Source organism: Pseudocitrobacter faecalis, from assembly GCF_965231525.1.
Taxonomy (GTDB): domain Bacteria; phylum Pseudomonadota; class Gammaproteobacteria; order Enterobacterales; family Enterobacteriaceae; genus Pseudocitrobacter; species Pseudocitrobacter faecalis.
Genome location: NZ_CBDDNJ010000003.1, coordinates 156599 through 175489 on the forward strand (window position 1 = coordinate 156599; position 18891 = coordinate 175489).

The 18891-nt window shown below is 48.2% G+C and carries 20 protein-coding genes; 13 read left to right on the plus strand and 7 right to left on the minus strand.

Annotated elements, in window-relative coordinates:
• Positions 1 to 16: 16 nt before the first annotated feature.
• The 4 genes from merA to merT are packed head-to-tail and all read right to left on the minus strand — an operon-like array spanning position 17 to position 2859.
• Positions 17 to 1711, minus strand: a complete 1695-nt coding sequence (gene merA, locus ACOXYR_RS24595; protein ID WP_015063453.1) for a mercury(II) reductase — start codon at positions 1709 to 1711, stop codon at positions 17 to 19.
• Between the two features lie 38 nt (positions 1712 to 1749).
• Positions 1750 to 2175, minus strand: coding sequence for an organomercurial transporter MerC (gene merC, locus ACOXYR_RS24600; protein ID WP_000522996.1), 426 nt, complete (start codon positions 2173 to 2175; stop codon positions 1750 to 1752).
• Between the two features lie 27 nt (positions 2176 to 2202).
• The gene (gene merP / locus ACOXYR_RS24605; RefSeq protein ID WP_000732275.1) at positions 2203 to 2478 is read right to left on the minus strand and encodes a mercury resistance system periplasmic binding protein MerP; all 276 of its coding nucleotides are present in this window, start codon (positions 2476 to 2478) and stop codon (positions 2203 to 2205) included.
• 15 nt (positions 2479 to 2493) lie between these two features.
• Positions 2494 to 2859 (minus strand): mercuric ion transporter MerT, encoded by a 366-nt coding sequence (merT, locus tag ACOXYR_RS24610; RefSeq protein WP_001294656.1) that lies wholly within the window; start codon positions 2857 to 2859, stop codon positions 2494 to 2496.
• 71 nt (positions 2860 to 2930) lie between these two features.
• Here merT and merR point away from each other — a divergent pair, with 71 nt between their 5' ends.
• The 5 genes from merR to ACOXYR_RS24635 all read left to right on the plus strand — a co-directional run bounded on the left by merR (position 2931) and on the right by ACOXYR_RS24635 (position 6218).
• Positions 2931 to 3386 (plus strand): Hg(II)-responsive transcriptional regulator, encoded by a 456-nt coding sequence (gene merR / locus ACOXYR_RS24615; RefSeq protein WP_001166628.1) that lies wholly within the window; start codon positions 2931 to 2933, stop codon positions 3384 to 3386.
• Between the two features lie 114 nt (positions 3387 to 3500).
• Positions 3501 to 4736, plus strand: coding sequence for an RHS repeat-associated core domain-containing protein (locus ACOXYR_RS24620; RefSeq protein WP_016808914.1), 1236 nt, complete (start codon positions 3501 to 3503; stop codon positions 4734 to 4736).
• Complete coding sequence (locus tag ACOXYR_RS24625; RefSeq protein ID WP_000787563.1) at positions 4733 to 5005, plus strand: MafI family immunity protein; 273 nt, start codon at positions 4733 to 4735, stop codon at positions 5003 to 5005. Before ACOXYR_RS24620 ends, ACOXYR_RS24625 begins: the two co-directional genes overlap by 4 nt.
• 294 nt (positions 5006 to 5299) lie before the next feature.
• Complete coding sequence (locus ACOXYR_RS24630) at positions 5300 to 5599, plus strand: hypothetical protein (protein WP_011872911.1); 300 nt, start codon at positions 5300 to 5302, stop codon at positions 5597 to 5599.
• Between the two features lie 166 nt (positions 5600 to 5765).
• Positions 5766 to 6218 (plus strand): hypothetical protein, encoded by a 453-nt coding sequence (locus tag ACOXYR_RS24635; protein WP_000791469.1) that lies wholly within the window; start codon positions 5766 to 5768, stop codon positions 6216 to 6218.
• A gap of 15 nt (positions 6219 to 6233) precedes the next feature.
• Here ACOXYR_RS24635 and ACOXYR_RS24640 read toward each other — a convergent pair whose 3' ends face one another.
• Complete coding sequence (locus tag ACOXYR_RS24640) at positions 6234 to 6896, minus strand: hypothetical protein (protein ID WP_015063586.1); 663 nt, start codon at positions 6894 to 6896, stop codon at positions 6234 to 6236.
• A gap of 201 nt (positions 6897 to 7097) precedes the next feature.
• Between ACOXYR_RS24640 and ACOXYR_RS24645 the strand changes: the two genes are divergently transcribed.
• The 6 genes from ACOXYR_RS24645 (at position 7098) to ACOXYR_RS24670 (ending at position 11791) form a co-directional block, all read left to right on the plus strand.
• A complete protein-coding gene (locus ACOXYR_RS24645) occupies positions 7098 to 7379 on the plus strand; it encodes a hypothetical protein (RefSeq protein WP_421356595.1) in 282 nt (93 codons plus the stop codon).
• Positions 7380 to 7677: 298 nt separating this feature from the next.
• The gene (locus ACOXYR_RS24650; protein ID WP_000949433.1) at positions 7678 to 8214 is read left to right on the plus strand and encodes a protein-tyrosine phosphatase family protein; all 537 of its coding nucleotides are present in this window, start codon (positions 7678 to 7680) and stop codon (positions 8212 to 8214) included.
• 2 nt (positions 8215 to 8216) lie between these two features.
• A complete protein-coding gene (locus ACOXYR_RS24655; protein WP_000543934.1) occupies positions 8217 to 9227 on the plus strand; it encodes a tyrosine-type recombinase/integrase in 1011 nt (336 codons plus the stop codon).
• 4 nt (positions 9228 to 9231) lie between these two features.
• Positions 9232 to 10101, plus strand: coding sequence for a 3'-5' exonuclease (locus tag ACOXYR_RS24660; RefSeq protein WP_000997323.1), 870 nt, complete (start codon positions 9232 to 9234; stop codon positions 10099 to 10101).
• A complete protein-coding gene (locus ACOXYR_RS24665; protein WP_000139717.1) occupies positions 10098 to 10589 on the plus strand; it encodes a hypothetical protein in 492 nt (163 codons plus the stop codon). Before ACOXYR_RS24660 ends, ACOXYR_RS24665 begins: the two co-directional genes overlap by 4 nt.
• Before the next feature lie 326 nt (positions 10590 to 10915).
• Positions 10916 to 11791, plus strand: coding sequence for a DNA replication terminus site-binding protein (locus tag ACOXYR_RS24670; RefSeq protein ID WP_001097010.1), 876 nt, complete (start codon positions 10916 to 10918; stop codon positions 11789 to 11791).
• Between the two features lie 159 nt (positions 11792 to 11950).
• Here ACOXYR_RS24670 and ACOXYR_RS24675 read toward each other — a convergent pair whose 3' ends face one another.
• On the minus strand, positions 11951 to 14977 hold the full coding sequence (locus ACOXYR_RS24675) for a Tn3 family transposase (RefSeq protein WP_042849110.1): 3027 nt from the start codon (positions 14975 to 14977) through the stop codon (positions 11951 to 11953).
• A gap of 176 nt (positions 14978 to 15153) precedes the next feature.
• On the opposite strand from ACOXYR_RS24675, the gene ACOXYR_RS24680 reads away from it, so the two are divergent.
• A complete protein-coding gene (locus ACOXYR_RS24680; protein ID WP_172412315.1) occupies positions 15154 to 15783 on the plus strand; it encodes a recombinase family protein in 630 nt (209 codons plus the stop codon).
• Between the two features lie 183 nt (positions 15784 to 15966).
• On the plus strand, positions 15967 to 17961 hold the full coding sequence (locus ACOXYR_RS24685; RefSeq protein ID WP_042849111.1) for a BCCT family transporter: 1995 nt from the start codon (positions 15967 to 15969) through the stop codon (positions 17959 to 17961).
• 71 nt (positions 17962 to 18032) lie between these two features.
• Here the strand turns inward: ACOXYR_RS24685 and ACOXYR_RS24690 are convergent, their stop codons facing one another.
• Positions 18033 to 18890 (minus strand): universal stress protein, encoded by an 858-nt coding sequence (locus ACOXYR_RS24690; protein WP_052219461.1) that lies wholly within the window; start codon positions 18888 to 18890, stop codon positions 18033 to 18035.
• Position 18891 lies beyond the last annotated feature (1 nt).

Genomic DNA, 18891 nt, shown 5'->3' on the forward strand with positions numbered 1-18891 from the left:
GCACACCTCCTTGTCCTCACCCGGCGCAGCAGGAAAGCTGCTTCACATCCTTGTTGAAGGTCTGCGCCGCGAGCTTCAACCCTTCGACCATCGTCAGGTAGGGGAACAACTGGTCGGCCAGTTCCTGCACCGTCATCCGGTTGCGAATCGCCAGTGCGGCCGTCTGGATCAGTTCGCCCGCTTCCGGGGCCACTGCCTGCACGCCGATCAGTCGTCCGCTGCCTTCTTCAACCACCAGTTTGATGAAGCCGCGCGTGTCGAAGTTGGCGAGCGCGCGCGGCACGTTGTCCAGCGTTAGCGTGCGACTATCAGTTTTGATGCCGTCATGGTGCGCTTCCGCCTCGCTGTAGCCTACGGTCGCCACTTGCGGGTCGGTGAACACCACGGCCGGCATCGCGGTCAGGTTCAGGGCCGCGTCACCGCCGGTCATGTTGATCGCGGCGCGAGTGCCGGCCGCTGCCGCCACATAGACGAACTGCGGCTGGTCGGTGCAGTCGCCTGCGGCGTAGATGTGTTCCACGCTTGTACGCATGCCGGGGTCGATGACGATAGCGCCTTGCGGGGTGAGCGTGACGCCCGTCGCATCCAGTGCCAGCTTGCGTGTGTTGGGCGCGCGGCCGGTGGCGACCAGCAGCTTGTCGGCGCGCAGTTCGCCGTGCGCCGTGGTGAGCACGAATTCGCCGTCCCCTTCACCATTGATATACGCGACCTGGCTGGCCTGGGTGTGTTCCCTCACCTCGATGCCCTCCATGCGGAATGCGGCCGTGACGGCTTCGCCTATAGCTGGGTCTTCGCGGAAGAACAGCGTGCTGCGAGCCAGGATCGTCACCTTCGCTCCGAGTCGGGCGAACGCCTGCGCCAGCTCCAGCGCCACCACTGATGAGCCAATCACGGCCAGGCGCTTAGGAATCGTCTCGCTGACCAGCGCTTCAGTGGAAGTCCAGTACGGAGTGTCTTTCAGGCCGGGAATCGGCGGCACGGCCGGGCTCGCGCCGGTGGCGATCAGGCAGCGGTCGAATGCCACCACGCGCTCGCCGCCGTCGTTGAGTTGCACGATCAGGTTGCGATTGTCCTTAAAGCGGGCGGAGCCGTGCAGCACAGTGATCGCCGGATTGCCCTCCAAGATGCCTTCGTACTTGGCGTGGCGCAGTTCATCGACGCGGGCCTGCTGCTGGGCCAGCAGCGCCGTGCGCTGGATGGTCGGCGTGGTAGCGGCGATGCCGCCATCGAACGGGCTTTCCCGGCGCAGATGGGCGATATGGGCGGCGCGGATCATGATCTTGGACGGCACACAACCGACATTGACGCAGGTGCCGCCGATGGTGCCGCGCTCGATCAGCGTGACACGTGCGCCTTGCTCGACGGCCTTCAGCGCCGCTGCCATCGCGGCCCCGCCGCTGCCGATGACGGCGATATGCAATGCGCCGCTGCTACCCGTCTTGTCGTTTCTGCCCAGCAGATCGCGCATCTTGTCGAGCAGGCCGGCGCGGTTGTCCGTCGGTGGCGCATCGGCAAGCGTTGCCTCGTAGCCCAGTCCGGCCACGGCGGTAGTCAGCGCATCCGATGACGTGCCCGCCTCAATGGCGAGTTGCGCTGTGCCCTTCGGATAGGACACCAGCGCCGATTGCACGCCGGGCACTTTCTCCAAGGCTTCCTTGACGTGAGCCGCGCACGAGTCGCAGGTCATCCCGGTGATTTTCAGGGTGGTCATGTATTTTTCCTTTTCTGTGGTGGCTACGGCTGTTGCCGTCAGCCACGTTGTTCTGGCAATTCACAGCTGTCCGGCCCGCAGCGGCGATGTGCTGGCGAGATGAAATCCCAGACCGACACCCCAACCATCAAGGCCAGGCCGACATAGAGCAGTCCACCGCTCTGCCAGCCGTAAGCCCGCATTAAAAACACCGCTGCCAGCACCAAGATCGGGCCTATCGTGCCGAGCGCCGTGCGTCGCCACTGTCGATGATTGAGCCAAGCGATAGCATTGGCGAGTAACGCGATGCCGGCGAACATCGGCAGCAGGATGCCAATGAATAGCCCCTCGTACTGGCTCAAGAAGCCCAGTCCGATGGCCGCGCCAAAGCTGGCGATGGCAGGAAAACAGGCGGCGCAGCCCATCGCGGAAACGACGCTGCCGAGCGCGCCGGTTTTGCCAGCGATGCGCGTGATGAGTCCCATGTGTCGCTCCCGAGTTCGGTTAACGGATCAGCGTTTGAGGCTGGACGGATAGCCCGCGTCCTCGGTCGCCTTGGTCAACTTCTGGACGTTGGTCTTGGCATCGTCGAAGGTGACGACGGCCTGGCGCTTGTCGAAACTTACGTCGGTCTTGCTCACGCCCTCAACCTTGGAAAGCGCGTGCTTGACAGTGATCGGGCAAGAGGCGCAGGTCATGCCAGGCACGGACAGCGTGACGGTCTGGGTGGCGGCCCACACGGGGGCAACAACGGCAGCGAGGGCGAGGGCGGCAAACAGTTTTTTCATGATGAACTCCTGTGATTAATAGAAAAATGGCATGACGTAGGGAAATCCGAGCGAGACCAGGACCAGCGCGGCCACGATCCAGAAAATGAGCTTGTAAGTAGCTCGCACTTGGGGAATCGCGCAGACCTCACCCGGTTTGCAGGCTTGCGCCGGGCGGTAGATGCGCCGCCAGGCGAAAAACAGCGCGACCAGCGCTGCGCCGATGAAGATCGGGCGATAGGGTTCCAGCACCGTCAGGTTGCCGATCCATGCCCCGCTGAACCCCAAGGCGATCAAAACCAGCGGCCCCAGGCAGCAGGCCGACGCAAGAATGGCGGCCAGCCCACCGGCGAAGAGCGCGCCGCGCCCGTTTTGTGGTTCAGACTTTTGTGGTTCAGACATACGCTTGTCCTTTCAAATTTGGTTTGGATAGCTTAAGCTTACTTCCGTAGTTATGTACGGAGTCAAGCGATATGCAAATTAATTTTGAGAATCTGACCATTGGCGTTTTTGCCAAGGCGGCCGGGGTCAATGTGGAGACCATCCGGTTCTACCAGCGCAAGGGCCTGCTGCCGGAGCCAGACAAGCCCTATGGCAGCATTCGCCGCTATGGCGAGGCGGATGTAACACGAGTGCGGTTCGTGAAATCGGCCCAGCGGCTGGGCTTTAGCCTGGACGAAATCGCCGAGCTACTGCGGCTGGAGGATGGCACCCATTGCGAGGAAGCCAGCGGCCTGGCCGAGCACAAGCTCAAGGATGTGCGCGAGAAGATGGCCGACTTGGCACGCATGGAGGCCGTGCTGTCTGAACTGGTGTGCGCCTGCCATGCGCGGAAAGGGAACGTTTCCTGCCCGCTGATTGCGTCACTGCAAGACGGAACGAAGCTCGCTGCATCGGCGCGGGGGAGTCACGGGGTGACTACGCCTTAGCGTGCTTTATTTTCCGAATTCTGAGACGACCCCAATCTCAGCTCATCAGTCAATCAGTCACTCGGTTATGACGCGGTTGGCCGCATCACCTCTGCTGAGGGGCTCTATGGCGTTTTGGGCTATGGCTATGACGCCACCGGCAACAGGACCTCGATCACGACCGATGGCCTGAGCCAAAGCTACACCATCAACTACATGAACAACTGGCTGGTGAAGACTGGGCAAACCTCCAGAAGCTATGACGCCAATGGCAACCTGACGAAGCAGGGGGCGGATACCTTCACCTATGACAGCCAGAACCGGCTGGTGGCCGCAACGGTCGCTGGAGTGACAGCAGCTTACACCTACAACCATCTGGATCAGCGTGTAACTAAGACCCTAAACGGCCAGACCCGCCTACTGATTTACGGCTTGGCAGGAAACCTCATCGAGGAGCTGGACGCAGCCACTGGAGACGTGCTGGCGGAGTATATCTGGCTCGATGGCACCCCCTTGAGCTTTGCTCAGTCAGGACAGACCTATCAAGTCCACGTCGATCATCTGGGCACCCCGAAGGCGCTAACCGACGCCAGCGGCCAAGTGGTTTGGAAGGCGAGCTACAGCCCGTTCGGTAAGGCCAGCATCACCACTCAGGGGCCGACCTTCAATTTGCGGTTCCCAGGACAGTATTACGACGCGGAGACCGGGCTCCACTACAACTGGCGGCGTTACTACGACCCGAATACCGGGCGTTACATCACCAGTGACCCGATTGGGCTGGCTGGTGGGATTAACACCTATGCCTATGCGCTGAGCAACCCGATAGGCAATGCAGATCCAACAGGGGAGTTTGTGCCGCTTCTTCTGGGGGCTTATGTTGCCATAGACTTTGCCTTGAGCGCTTGGGACGCCTATGACACCTTCAAGACCATCACCAGTGATTGTGCGACCTCAAGAGAAAAGTGGATTTCCGGGGGGCTTTTTGCTGCTGGGATTATCCTGCCTGGCAACTATAAGGCGCTAGGGAATGTTGCGGAACGCGCTTTTAAAAATACGGCTGATGATTTTGTAGACCTAGCCAGTTCCCAGAGACGTAAGCATATTCTTGATGGTGACGCCACTGGTGGAGGGCATCGAGCAGGAACAGGCAAGCCTGGAAAAAGTGAGTTTCCTCAAAGTTGGTCTGATGAAAAAATTATGCACGTCATTTCCGATATAGCTACCGATCCAAATGTTTCTCGAAAGGCTGGGCGCGGTGGTAGGACTATTGCAGAGGCAGTTAAAGAAGGTATTAATGTTCGTGTAATACAAGAATCTAATGGTGATATTGTTTCAGGTTTTCCAACAAACGTACCAAGGAATCCAAAATGAAAAATGAATATAGAGAAATTGAATCCACGCTAGATCTTTTGCTTATGGTGCTGTCTGATTCGTTTTCTGAATCTGAAAGTATAGAAGTGCAAGAATTTATTGATGTGGGTGAGTATGGAATCGCACTAGAAACTATCATTGACATTATTAATGAAGAGTCAAAGAACATAACAAATGAAGCTGAGTTTCTGATTGAAAAAGCAGGGAGGATAATGAATATGGATACTACATCCATTGTAGATAAGATTTCAAAACATATAGATAAATAATAAGATGAAAAAAACCGGTTTAAAATATAGAGCAGTATATCTGCTTGGATTTCCGTTAGCTGGAGCCTTTATAGGAATTGCAGTGTTCGCTTTATTAAATTATGTGAATGGGCCTCTAAGCAAATTCGCCTTATATCTGTCCGTTGGTGTTTGGGGGGGGTATGGAGTGTTCTCAGGAATCTATGGATACTTAAATCTAAGGAAAATATTAAAGTTAAAGAGAGCTAATGAGGAATCCAGGGATTAAATACGGCTCACATGGTTCTGCTATTGGCGCAGCATTGGGGACGGCTTATGGAAATCAATAACTGGTTTGATTTTATTATATACACAATTTATTTCTTTGGGGTTGTGATAGTTATCCTTCCTACTGGGGTTATCTTTCTTTGGTTGACATTGAAAAATCTAGTCAAAATGAGAGCCCCGAGATACGAAAAAAAGCACTACAAGTATTTCTCTGCAAGAAATAGATTTGAAGTGTGTGTTGCAGGTGTTTTTTCTGTGGCTTTTTCTGTTTGGTATCTGTTTTTTGCCAAAGGGGGAAATCTGTTTCTTTATCCGTCAGAGGTAATGAGATTTTTTTCAGGCGGATGATAGTGTGGATCAGGCTCTGGCGTTGGCCCAGCCGCCGCCAGCGGCCAAGTGTTTGGAAGGCGAGCCATCATAGAGTCAGTAGAGAGAGATACTTTTGGAAATCAATAGTATTATGATTGGTACAAATGAGTTGTAGCTCCATATTTTAAAGGGGGATTTCAGAGAAATGAAGAATAAGAAGGTAATAACTTTGATAATGGCCGCAGCCGCATCATGCTCGTCAGTCTATGCCGCGACATTACCGACCAGTGAGGTAGACGCATACATACTTGCGATGAACACCATGTCACCTATCACTGCAAAGTACACCATCCAGTACAAGCAAGCGGTTGAGCAGAAATGCAATACAGCCCTGAGCGTTGAGCAGCTCAACTCAAAGGCATTCACCAATGTTGTCCAGGCAATGGTGAGTAGTGAGACCGTCGATAGAATGGGGCTTGATGCTGCTGGTGGATCACTCCAGGATACCCTGTCTGTGATCGGCAAGAACGTCACATGCAGTGACCTGAACGCGCCATTTAAAGCACTCTTGGATGATAAGGACTTCACCAGAAAGCATCAGCACCTATCGAAGGTGCTGCATACTTGGAATGAAGTTGTTTCTCAAAGCAAACCCTGAGTAACAAAAAGGAGCCTAACTGGCTCCTTTTTTAATGGGGATGATGTTACGTTCGTGGACGTTATTTTCACTCGGGATATGTAACGTTGAAAAAGGCGTACCGACAAGAGAGTGGTCACATAGCTCTCCATAATAGATGAGCGACAAAATCTCTTGCTCGTTGATTTTTCCCACCTTAAAAAGGTAATTGATTATTGCTGTATCCAGTAGGTCGTGACACCCATTAAGCAGATCCACGATATTGGCCGCAGCTTCATTTTCCTCTCCGTCATCTCGACCGGCTAATACTGATTCAACCCAAGCCTCAAGGCTCGGATGTCCCTCAGCGAGCTCTATTTGACGGCACTCGTTCTCGATCAACCCTGTGATTGCTTCGTTGAGCGTTCCGCCATAAGTCGGCATGTTGAGAACAACTCCAAATCCGGGGATTTCTTTTTGGATTGGCTTCGCATCCTTGGGAGCTGATTTCAGCCACAGGAAAAACCAGATCCCAGAGCTTATGTCTTCCGGCTTGACCTGGTTGGCCGCAAGGAATTTGGAAACCTCGTTACAGATGATGCCATCTGGCGCTGCCATCTCGTAAATACCCGCCATCAGATCTTCAAGGCTCTTATACATATTATCTCTCGCACCTGTACATGATGTTTTCACTATCGTTGTTAAGCGTTTTTTCAGCAAGTATGTTCCAGCGAGACATCTTATACCATTCCATCCAAATCTGTAAAATTACCGTATTACCGTAATTATGATAATTACGGTAAATAAATTTGAGTTCCTCTTGCTGTTGTTCTACTTATTAAAATGTATCTTTGAAAAAGTAGAGTTTTTGGAATAGGATAGGTGGTGCTGAATGCCCACTTTTTACAAGGAGCGCGACCAGTGATTTTTGATGTAAGAGCGACCTTTGAAGTGGCACTCCAGACGGACACCCACCTGGTACTTATCGATCTGGATCAGGGAGCATCAGTTACGAACGATGCTGATGCAGTGATCGCCTGGTTGGCCGCAAACCTCGAAGGTGGAATTGGAAAACGTAAGGTGTACTACCGGGACACCGATGGACGCTTTGATGAGCTCAAGGTTAATGCCGGTGGTTTTGCCGGATTTGCACCTTGTAGCGAAGGCCAGCAGACCACCTTGGCTGGGATGCTCGGCCAGTAACTTTGTGTGGAGAACTCGATGTTAAACAAAAACAAATTTGAGAAAGTTTTAAAGAGAATCCTCGATAAGAACTTTGAGCGCTGCTCTATTTGCAGGAAACCATTCCCTGGACCGTGCCATACTTTTGCTGGTTTGGATTCGGACAATAAAGTTCAGAACGTAGGTTCTTGCTGTCGGACCAGTATTGTGGACTTGCGGCATGGAGGTGTGTATACGACCGCTCCTGTAGATACTCAAGAGGGGCAAAGTCAGGCGCGTGAGCTACTCGCAACACATCCTTGTAAGGGGATGATGGGACATGCTTAGCAAAAAAGTCTTTTTCATTAGTCAAGCGGAGGCCGAAAGACTGGAGCCGGTTCCCGGTGCGGCCATGATCTCCATAACTGACCCAGACAAGTCCCCTGCCGCTCTCGGACAGTGGGGGCAGTTGTACCGCGATAGCTTCTATGACGGCGGCTATTCTGAGAACACCATCCACACGATGAAGGCAGCGTTCCGGATGAATTACGCCTCTTACATTGACTCATCCCAGGCTGAAAAGCTGTCCACCTTCCTGGATGGATTGGTTGGTAGCGGTATCGATCAGATCTTCGTTCATTGCTATTACGGAGAATCCAGAAGTGGCGCGGTAGCGCTGTACCTCCAGAACAAACATGGATTCACTCCGAATAAGCCGATCACCAAGCCCAACCGAACAGTTTACGAATTGCTGTGCAATCCAACCAAGTTTGAACCACTGATGCAAAGCTACGAAACGCAACATATGGAGGAGGAACTACCTCTTCACCTCAAAATATGGGATTTTCTTCTCGTTGCGGTCGGGCTTAGGAGGTAACTTTGCACGACACAAACAATGACAAGGAAGAGCTAGTTTCACATGCGAAAGTAAATGTTCCGGCAGAACAAAGCATTCGCGGTGAACTGTTGCCGTCATCGAGCTCGCTCCGGAACATCCAGGACAACCCCGCCGTCGCCTATCTGGTGAGCCTCGGGTCAAAGCGAAGCAGGCAGACCATGAGCTCATTCCTCAACATTGTCGCCAAGATGATCGGGTTTCAGAACCTTCGTGACTGTGCATGGAGCTCAATGAGGCGGCACCACATATTGGCGGTGCTGGAAATGCTGGGGGATGCAGGGAAGGCTCCGGCAACGATCAACACCTACCTGTCAGCGCTCAAAGGGGTGGCTCTTGAAGCCTGGACGATGAAGCAAATTGATACGGATAGCTTCCAGCACATTAAGCAAGTCCGTTCAGTACGTGGATCTCGACTTCCTAAAGGGCGGGCACTTGAACGCCATGAGATTCGCAGCCTCTTTTTCACATGTGAAAGTGATTCAAGCGCCAAAGGGCTTCGGGATGCGGCCATTCTCGGGGTGCTCCTCGGGTGTGGCTTGCGCCGCTCGGAAATCGTTGCGCTGGACATGGGAAGCATGATCTACAAGGACCGCGCTCTCAAGGTTCTTGGCAAGGGCAACAAAGAGAGAATGGCGTATGTGCCTGGTGGCGCATGGAAAAGACTGGATAAGTGGGTTGAAGAGGTTCGAGGAACGCATGAAGGGCCTTTATTCCCGAGGATCAGGCGGTTTGATGATGTGACTGGAGAGCGGATGTCGGATCAGGCCATCTACCACATCTTGGAGACCAGAAGAGTTGAAGCCGGTCTGGAGATGTTTGCGCCCCATGACCTGCGACGCACCTTTGCCTCCTCGATGCTGGATAACGGTGAGGATATTGTGACCGTGAAGGACGCAATGGGCCACTCAAGCATTGCAACTACCCAGAAATATGACAGACGCGGCGATGAGCGTTTGAAGAGAGCGAGCCAACGCCTCGATATAGCGGATTAACAGCATGAATGATGAAGAACTCGAACTTGCCAGAGCCGAAGCCATGAAAGCCGATAGGTGCTTTTCAAAAGGACGGCTCAGGGACGAATTTCGGATGAAGCCTAAGCCAGGAGTAGAGCCAGTTTCGTTCTACAAAAACGGGTATGGTGGCCAATTTGGAGTGTACCGGATAGCAGATTGCCAACCAATGCGGAGAAGGGGTTGTTCACCGGCATCACAAAAGCAAATAAGGGCGCAATCCATCCTTTCGGTCAAGGCAAGAATGCGTAGCAACCTGGCAAAGGCCTCTGTCATGGCACAAAGGTGGGTCGCTCTGGAACCTCTGGTTCTCGATACCGAGACGACCGGACTTGGTGAAAGAGACCAGGTGATCGAGCTGGCTGTTACTGACATCAGAGGCGCGGTTCTCCTCTGCACCAGATTACGGCCAACCGTGGAAATAGACCCTCAGGCAATGGGTGTTCATGGCATCACCGAGACTGAGCTGTCGAATGAGCCTACGTGGACTCAAGTTGCGCCAGCTCTCGCCCGGCTTTTGTCGGGCCGTCATCTGGTGATATTTAACTCCAGTTTCGACAGTAGGATGTTGAGGCAAACAGCCAGTGCATTTGGAGACCAACTCTCTTGGTGGCAAGAGCAGAACTGTCTGTGCGCGATGAAGCTGGCGGCTGATGCCTTTGGCTCAACCAACCGGCACGGCACAATCTCACTTGCGGATGCCACCTGCGAGGCAGGTGTGAGCTGGAAAGGTCGAGCCCATTCAGCAGCGACCGACGCTATTGCCACCGCCGACTTGGTGACAGAGATAGCCAAAGTCCAACGTGACCTCGTGGTCCAGCTCCAGGAGCTTCAAAGCAAAGGTAATTTGGAATGACAGAACAATCCTACGGCGAAAGTCTCAAATTTTTCTCAGACTGGCAGAAGGACCCCGCGAAACGCACCGGCCTGAATGTGCAACACACGCTAACCAGAGGTGAATATCCTACGGTCAGCATCGAGATTGCGCCGATCAGGGCATCGGGGTCCAGCCCAGACTGGAAAAGCAAGATCACGGTGCAGCTCACTCGCGGCGAACTGACGGCGTTTTGCAGCGTTCTCTTTGGTTTGCGTAGCAAGGCTGAGGGTTCCTATCACGGCGACGCGAAGAATAAGAGCTTTGCGGTTTACAACAACGGCAAGGCCGGTGTTGCGATCATCCTTAGTGAGCGAGGAAACCAGCTCCAGAATTTCATCAATGATGACGACCGAATGGAGCTCGCAGTCTTCGCAGTTCGCCAGCTTTCCAACGCATGGAAAGTTACCCCTTCTGATGCCATCGCGCTGCTACGCCAATCAGCGTGGATGGACCGAAATTTGTCCTAATCGAGCAAATCTAGGCACTCTAAAAGTCGTCCTATAACCACAAAGTTAGACCATCATGCAAAGTGGGGTATAGAGAGTGCCAGCCCCACCCCAGCAGTCCCCCTCAGCCACATTTCTGGCTTGCCCCGCGCTTTTCTTCTTTCTCTCTTTTTCTCTCTTTTTCTCTCTCTTTCTCAATCTAATCTCACACACGAAGGTCAAACAGGGCACCCGCCGACGCGAAGCGGAGGCGTATTCTTGCCCCTCCCCCTCGTTGCATGATGGTCTAAATCTGTCTACTATGTAACCAATGAACTGTTAGAACAAACCCACACATAGGCGGCAGCATGGCTAAAAACTTCATATCAGAACAATTCTCGGCCATGTGCCGCGACTTAACGAACCTGTCCTCTCTTATCAAACGACTACCGCCACGGTACGCAAAAGTTGCGGCCATCCCTCCTACCGGAAAAGGAATGGAGAACGAGCCCGTCAACAAGATTGTCGTAACTGAACAAACTGGGCGCGAAGCTCTTGAGCTGGCAGCGCACAGCTACAGAGATCTTCACATCAACCCAGACTATTCGCAGAAGTCTGCCAGGCGCACCGTGGGGGTACTCTGGTTCTCCCCTTCCAGGATTGGTGTAGCTGACGAAATTGCGGCGACGGTTGAACGCATCAACGCGGCCAAAGCTGGTATCGAGGAGTTCATTATCTCGACGTACCCCACCAGGCAAGAGAGGTTTGAAGCACTTCGAGCGGACTGCCCTGGTGTCATGACTCTCCACCTTTACAGACAAATTCGGTGCTATACCAATGGCGACATCGACTCTATCCGCTTCACCTGGCAACGGAAGGACTCCTTGAAGAAGCCCGTAAAAGAGGAGCTTTTGCAACGCATCAGAGAGGAGCTGGAGCGATCTGGGCCAGACTATCAACTTCCCCTGGAGCAGCTTATCCAGAAGATCGCCAGCACCCCGGAGCCTTATCTCCGGGAGCGAAGGGAAGTAAAGGTTCAACCGGTGGCAAACGTCATGGCCGCAGGGGTACTCAAAACCGTTACCGCGCCAATGCCCCTGATCGTGCTCCAGGATAAGGATGTTCAGCTCAAATTGCTTCGTAACTTTGACGCCTCAGAACAACGCAAAACTCGATCTGATAAAGCGGCATCGGAAATCCTTGGCACCTTCGGTGGAGTCACTATCGAATCCTTCCCTGGATGAATCAGCGTGACCGCGTAACAAGGCTTTTCCGCAGCCGGAAGGGCTTTGTCCCACACAAACAGGGGTTGTGTGCCCATTTCATCGAAAAGTCCAAAGTTTGCTTGTAGCCCTTTGATATCAAGGACTACAGCCGATATATAGTTTAATAATATTAATAGACTATGCCGCTAAGCTTAACGACTCTTCTGAAATAAGAGGATCTAAATTCTCCAGTAATCTTTCCAGTACAATATTATCTTTTTTAAGGCCAAAGGTGTAATTACCGGCCAGCTGTATATGCTGCCATGCGACAGGTGATAACTCAGCTATCATATTCACCGCTTCTTGATTATTTTCACGCGCAAATTTTTCAATCAAACTGGATAATAATGCAGAATTATAATAAATAATGCAGTTAGCAATGATACGAGCACAATCATTCCATTGTTCTATCTGGTAATCATCGCCACCTCTGAATTGATTACCATTAATTGACGCAATTGCACGCCGTAATTGATGGTAAGCCTCACCCCGATTAAGTGCTTGTTGGACAAACTGCCTGAGCATTTTGTCATCAACATAATCGAGAACGTATAAACACTTAATTATTCGGTCATATTCACGAAGAGCCGCTAAGGTGCGATTGTTTTTCTTACTGTTAGAAAGCTTAGTAATCACCGTGCTTTGTGTCGTCGTTTTACGGCTTAATGAACAAATTATCCATTGAATATTTTCCCACTCTTCTTGAATGAGTGATAAGTTGAGCGATTTTTTAAGTTTCAGGGAAAGGATTTCATCATACTCGATCTCAAACAATTCATTAAAAACGTGTTTAAATTTTGCATATCGCGGGGCAAACTGATACCCAAAGAGATCAAGGATAGCAAAGTTTACATTGTTAACGCCATGCGTGTCTGTTGCTAATGTTTTGGGCTGAATATGGCTGGTATTATTATAGAGTAAATCGAATGCGTGGTGAGCCTCATATTCATTGGCTGAAATCACTTTCGTATTTATTGGTACATGATTTGAAACTAATGTGAGTGCTGATACGCCTTTCCCTTTTCGGAAATATTTAGCAGAAAAACGGGCTTTAAATGTATTGATTCGGCAACCATGTTTTTGGCCATCAATACTACCAAATGGGGCACTTTCGTTAATCGTATAATATTTGAAAATGGGGAGTTTTGCTAAAGCATCAGCTATCATATCATTAGCTTCACTCGTTGTTTCAGGCCTAATATAACCATCATTGACGGCTCTAAGCACACCGATGGCTCTATCTGATATTGATGACATATGATGAACACCATAGTTTGAGCCATTTCCAAATATGCAAGCGAGTAAATCGCCCTCTTTGGCCTTAGTGTTTTTCTTTTTTGATGCGATATTTTTAAATGCATCTAAGTAACCCGTTTTTTGATGAACATAGTCCATAATTTCAATGATCCCCATATGTTGGAGCTGGTTATATATGGGATTATCAATGTCATCTTTCCAGCGTTTATTCGCCAGTTTCCATGTTAACTGATTTGAACGCGGTTGAAGTGTCACGAAATCATTGGCTCCATCATGGATATTGCGACCAATTCGCTCCATTTGGTCTCTCAGTTTTTGCGTTAATTCCGAAAGCGTTTGTTGTATCGGTGTATTGAGCCGAGTTAATCCTGTTTTTTGAATGATGACATGGCTTTTTTTCCACTCGGTGGCTGAAATCAGATCATCGTCTAAACGCTTGTTGCTGGCGCTTTCATTGATGTAAATATTGTTACTCTCAATCATCCGAGCCACTTTTTGGTATAAATAGTATTCAAATCGTTGAGTATTAACCTGTTCATCTATCAGGATAAAAGGTTTATCGTTTTTTAACAGTAACCGCTGATCGACGGTAGAAATGTGCTTATCTTTTTGAAGTTCTGATTTTGCTGTTAATAATTGGGAAGATAGTAGTTGTAATCCTGGTTCGCACTCGATATCAATCGCGAGAAAGAGTGACCTCATTGTATTCGCAATTTTTCTGTATTGTGTATCAATGTATAGCCACTCATAATGGGTTTTATCAAAACTATTCTTATTAAGATGTTGACTTATTAACTGAATTTCATCTTTAGACATCATTGCAAATGCATTTTGGCGAATATCACCAAATTGCGTATTGTCACTGACGTTTTCATCAACAAAGAGGTGTAAAATATTACCCGCATGCATTAACTTTTCACGAATAATTTCCAGTTCTTCTGCAATGCGTAACTTAGCTAAAGCACTCGCAGCTTCCCTTTGCTTTCTCGTCACATATAAAAAAGCTGTTACCAATTTATCATTAGTTTCTTGGTAGCGAAAAAATAGATAACAAACCAGATATAACATGCCTTGCCATTCGGGAAATCGACGAATTTTATAAATCGATTGATGTTGAATAATCGATGCATAATAGCTTAAATTACCTAATGATAATCCCAATTCACCAACAAGACGTTTTACGTCGGGATAAACACTTTTTATGGCATTATGCGTTTCAATTTCACTTGCGAGCTCTGTCGGTGTAAAATCTTTAGCTGCGCCTTGTTGGCCAGATAGACTATTTAAAACCCCTTTTGTATGCAGTATCTTCTTTAATTTTTTATGTATTATTGGTGGCACGCTATTTGAAAGGATCAACTCGGTACGATGCCTCTCATTAGCTAAAACCGTGGTGATCATATTTTGCAAAGTGGAATAACCCACTAATCCAATTCTGTTTTGACCTAAAAAAGCGAGGCATTCATCAAAAATATATTTGGGGTATGTACAGATTGTTGCGACATCACCCAAACGCTCTATCAAGGCTTGTTTATCTTGTCTTAATAACCGCGAAAAACCCAGTATTTCATGCATTTTAGCGATCAATGTTGCTCGAGTACTTTTAGCAATAAAGGGGTATTTCGGCTTTCTATTTGGAAAATGTGTCGCATAAATATAGTCGACATCTTGTTTAACCTCTCGTAGTTTAAATTGAGCGACAACAGGCTTCGCGCGAAAATAACCAATCAGAAGAATTAAATATATTTTCGTTTCAATTTTTCCCATTTTAGTGAGGATTTTTTTTATACTCGGATCTAATGAAAAATATTCTTCACGCTCAATTTGATTAAATATTGGACGAGAATAGAGCTCATGAATCTCCTGTTCTGTCAAAATTTGAATACGGCCTGATTTAATCTCTTTCATTGTGGTTATGTTCTATCCTCTAAAAATAAACAACATCATATAATGGACGCGCGCGTAATCGATATAAAAGTGCAATTTAAGTCTACCTTAACTACACTAGGTAAACTCTAGTGTAATAAGTATAAAAAATAGATGTATAATGCACTACTATAACAACACCAATGTATAGTGCACCGATGAAGACAAATATACGAATTTATGGATATCTACGTGCTTCTACGCATGAACAGGATGCGTCAAGAGCAAAAAATGAACTGTTGAAATTTGCTGAAGGAATGGGGCTACAAATTGCCTGCTGGTTTGAAGAAAATGAGTCAGGCGCTCAGCTTCACAGACCTGAACTCTTTCGCTTACTCAATGTGGCCATGCCCGGTGATATTATTTTAGTTGAACAGGTAGATAGAATTAGCCGCTTGAATGCCGATGACTGGGAAAAATTAAAATATCTCATTGGACACAAAGGGTTAAAGGTCGTTTCTTTAGACCTCCCAACCAGTTACCAGTTTATGAGTCGCACCGATGAATTTACAGAACGAATGCTTGCTGCCCTTAACAGTATGATGTTAGACATGCTGGCAGCGGTTGCAAGAAAGGATTACGAAGATAGACGGCGTCGTCAAGCGCAAGGAGTGCAAAAAGCCAAACAAGAAGGGAAGTATAAAGGCCGTCCGATCAACAAAATATTACACCAAAAAATTGAAGGCCTTCTGATGGAGAAAAAAAGCTATAGCCAAATAGAAAACCTGATAGGTTGTTCGCGGCATACTATTTCGAAAGTATCAAAATCGATGAAAATAGCGCAATAAATGTCCCTCTATTCGTTTATCAAGTTTATGTTACTCAACAATGAGTCATACCGCGTGGAATGACATGAGAGAGATATTTAAGTATAAACAAGTGATTGGATACTTTTTAATTAAATAACTTATATTTATCACAATAAACCGAGCTTCATGACAATCATGAGCACGCATTAAAAGGGAGATTGAATGTCATTATCACCACAAAAGTCTCAAACGTGGGGGAAGATAAATCCGCCCGTTTTCTTTGTTTCCGCTTTTATTATTATATGTGTCGTTGCAATAGCCGCTATTTTTCCTCAACGTTCTGAAATTTTGCTCAAAGCTCTACAGGCACAACTTTTTGAGAATGCCAGCTGGTTTTATATTCTGGCTGTTGCCTTAATTTTATTGACTGTCGCCTATTTAGGCCTCTCTCGATTTGGTGAAATTAAATTGGGTCCTGACCATTCCCAGCCCCAATTCAGTTATCTTTCCTGGTTTGCTATGTTGTTTTCTGCTGGAATGGGAATTGGGCTTATGTTTTTTGGGGTCGCAGAACCCGTGATGCATTATCTTGCTCCTCCCATTGGAGACCCACAGACAGTTCAAGCTGCAAGAGAAGCGATGGAAATTACGTTTTTCCATTGGGGACTACATGCTTGGGCGATTTATGCGATTGTCGCCTTAATTCTCGCTTTTTTTAGTTATCGACATGGCTTACCGCTCACCTTACGTTCAGCACTTTACCCGATCATTGGTGAACGGATTTATGGACCTATTGGTCATGCTGTCGATATTTTTGCTGTTGTCGGCACCGTTTTCGGGGTGGCGACATCATTAGGCTTTGGTGTTTTGCAAGTGAATGCAGGATTAGCACACCTCTTTGGTTTTCCCGTTAGTCCAACGATGCAAGTGATTTTGATTGTGGTGATCACGGGATTAGCCACGTTATCGGTGGTCAGTGGTTTAGATAAAGGGATACGAATTCTCTCTGAGATCAATCTCAGTTTAGCCGGATTGTTACTGCTATTGATTGGGATTTTAGGCCCGACCGTATTGTTACTCAAATCTTTTGTCCAAAATACAGGCGCTTATCTTTCAGATATTATCAATAAAACCTTCAATCTTTATGCTTATGAACCGCAATCCAGTGAATGGTTGGGGGGATGGACATTATTGTATTGGGGATGGTGGCTTTCATGGTCGCCTTTTGTCGGGATGTTTATCGCCAGAATTTCTCGAGGGCGTACCATTCGCGAGTTTGTCACTGGCGTTCTGTTTGTCCCTGCCGGGTTTACGCTACTTTGGATGACTTTTTTTGGCAATAGTGCCATCCATCTGATCCGCGATAATGGGGCAGAAATGTTGGCGCAAGTGGTTCAAAAAGACGTTGCTCTCGCTTTATTTGAATTTTTAAATTACTTTCCGTTTTCATCTGCCCTTTCTTTTGTCGCGATGCTGATGGTCATTGTTTTTTTTGTGACATCCGCGGATTCCGGTGCGATGGTTGTCGATACGTTAGCCTCCGGTGGTGAAATTCACACGCCAGTATGGCAACGTATTTTTTGGGCCTTTTTGATGGGGGCCGTTGCAATCACACTTTTACTGGCCGGAGGATTAACGGCATTACAAACCATGACAATTGCTACCGCGCTACCCTTTGCGATTATTTTATTGACTGCTATCGTCGGATTGCTAAAAGCCTTACGTATTGATGTTTACAAAAAAGACAGTCAACAGCTTGCCACTTTAGCACCGAATACAGGACGTGGGGGGTTATCATGGGAGCGTCGATTACGTAAAATAGCCTTCTTCCCTAAACGTAATCAGGTTAAACGTTTCATGACAGAAGTGATTGAGCCCGCTATGCAATCTGTCATCACTGAGTTGGAAAAGCAGAGCACAGAGGCCGCTATCCATAATAAGGACGATAGGGTGACTCTGGAAGTGCAATTTGGTGAGAGTCTCAATTTTCTCTATGAAATACGATTACGGGACTACCTGACGCCGTCTTTTGCATTAGTGGGGATGGATGATGATGAAAATAATGAACCTCAGAAATATTACCGCGCTGAAGTCTATTTAAAGGAAGGTGGGCAGGACTACGATATTATGGGATGGAGTGAAGCGCAGATTATTCATGATATCCTCGATCAATATGAAAAACACATTCACTTTATTCATATTGTGGATAAATCGTAGCCACTTATTATGATAGAGAGGTGACGAAAGTGAGTCACCTCTCTTGGTAATAATGACAATAGACGAAAAAACTAACGAATGATGAGTAATGACACGGGCGTTTTATGTATCATCTCTGTCGTATGACTTCCGGTAAAAAATTGCTTCACTCGCGAATGACCAAAAGCCCCCATGATGATCAAATCAATATGGTGTTGTACTGCAAAGTTACACAATTCATCAACGATGCTATCGGCACCCTCAAGTAAATTGGCTTTCACCTTAATGTCGGCTTGATGAAGTCGGTTTTGTGCTTTTTTGAGTTGACTGTCTTGGTTACCGTGCATTACCAGATAGCAATCACTACCGGCTAATAATTTCACTTGTGTTAACCGATGAATGACGCGTTCACCTTCCTCACTTCCATCAAACGCAATCATCATCTTTTTTGGTGGGGTAAAATTTTGCTTACAGATAAGCACTGAGTTTTTTTGAAGACGAATAATGCCTTCGAGTTGACGGCCAATATGCCCCGTTAATTCAGATTGCTCGCCTCGACGACCGAGTACAACAATATGCGTATCATCTTGATTTAGCACTTCGGCTAAAGCTCCTTGCCGCTGAAGTGTATTAACATCAAGAAGACCTAAATCTTGAGTGATTTCTTTTGCACTCATCAATAATTGTCGGCCTTCCTCACGGGTTAAACGCGCCCGCTTTTCCTCAATATCCACGAGTTCATTCAATAAAGTTTCTCGGGTATCAAATCCAATGACCCCACTTAAATCATGGTGTGCTGATGTCGAGATTTTTTCATTCATGTGTAACAGTGTCAGCGGAAGTTTGAGTGTTTGAGCTATCCAAGTACTTGCGTGACAAACGGCAATCGCCGAGGGCGAACGGTCAATACACCCAATTACGCAAGTTTTTTGAATGATATCTGCTGTCATA

Bases quoted from the DNA above. Each gene is read 5' to 3' on its own strand.
- merA (WP_015063453.1), bottom strand. From the start codon at position 1,711: ATGACCACCCTGAAAATCACCGGGATGACCTGCGACTCGTGCGCGGCT.
- merC (WP_000522996.1), bottom strand. From the start codon at position 2,175: ATGGGACTCATCACGCGCATCGCTGGCAAAACCGGCGCGCTCGGCAGC.
- merP (WP_000732275.1), bottom strand. From the start codon at position 2,478: ATGAAAAAACTGTTTGCCGCCCTCGCCCTCGCTGCCGTTGTTGCCCCC.
- merT (WP_001294656.1), bottom strand. From the start codon at position 2,859: ATGTCTGAACCACAAAAGTCTGAACCACAAAACGGGCGCGGCGCGCTC.
- merR (WP_001166628.1), top strand. From the start codon at position 2,931: ATGCAAATTAATTTTGAGAATCTGACCATTGGCGTTTTTGCCAAGGCG.
- ACOXYR_RS24625 (WP_000787563.1), top strand. From the start codon at position 4,733: ATGAAAAATGAATATAGAGAAATTGAATCCACGCTAGATCTTTTGCTT.
- ACOXYR_RS24630 (WP_011872911.1), top strand. From the start codon at position 5,300: ATGGAAATCAATAACTGGTTTGATTTTATTATATACACAATTTATTTC.
- ACOXYR_RS24635 (WP_000791469.1), top strand. From the start codon at position 5,766: ATGAAGAATAAGAAGGTAATAACTTTGATAATGGCCGCAGCCGCATCA.
- ACOXYR_RS24650 (WP_000949433.1), top strand. From the start codon at position 7,678: ATGCTTAGCAAAAAAGTCTTTTTCATTAGTCAAGCGGAGGCCGAAAGA.
- ACOXYR_RS24660 (WP_000997323.1), top strand. From the start codon at position 9,232: ATGAATGATGAAGAACTCGAACTTGCCAGAGCCGAAGCCATGAAAGCC.
- ACOXYR_RS24665 (WP_000139717.1), top strand. From the start codon at position 10,098: ATGACAGAACAATCCTACGGCGAAAGTCTCAAATTTTTCTCAGACTGG.
- ACOXYR_RS24670 (WP_001097010.1), top strand. From the start codon at position 10,916: ATGGCTAAAAACTTCATATCAGAACAATTCTCGGCCATGTGCCGCGAC.
- ACOXYR_RS24675 (WP_042849110.1), bottom strand. From the start codon at position 14,977: ATGAAAGAGATTAAATCAGGCCGTATTCAAATTTTGACAGAACAGGAG.
- ACOXYR_RS24680 (WP_172412315.1), top strand. From the start codon at position 15,154: ATGAAGACAAATATACGAATTTATGGATATCTACGTGCTTCTACGCAT.
- ACOXYR_RS24685 (WP_042849111.1), top strand. From the start codon at position 15,967: ATGTCATTATCACCACAAAAGTCTCAAACGTGGGGGAAGATAAATCCG.
- ACOXYR_RS24690 (WP_052219461.1), bottom strand. From the start codon at position 18,890: ATGACAGCAGATATCATTCAAAAAACTTGCGTAATTGGGTGTATTGAC.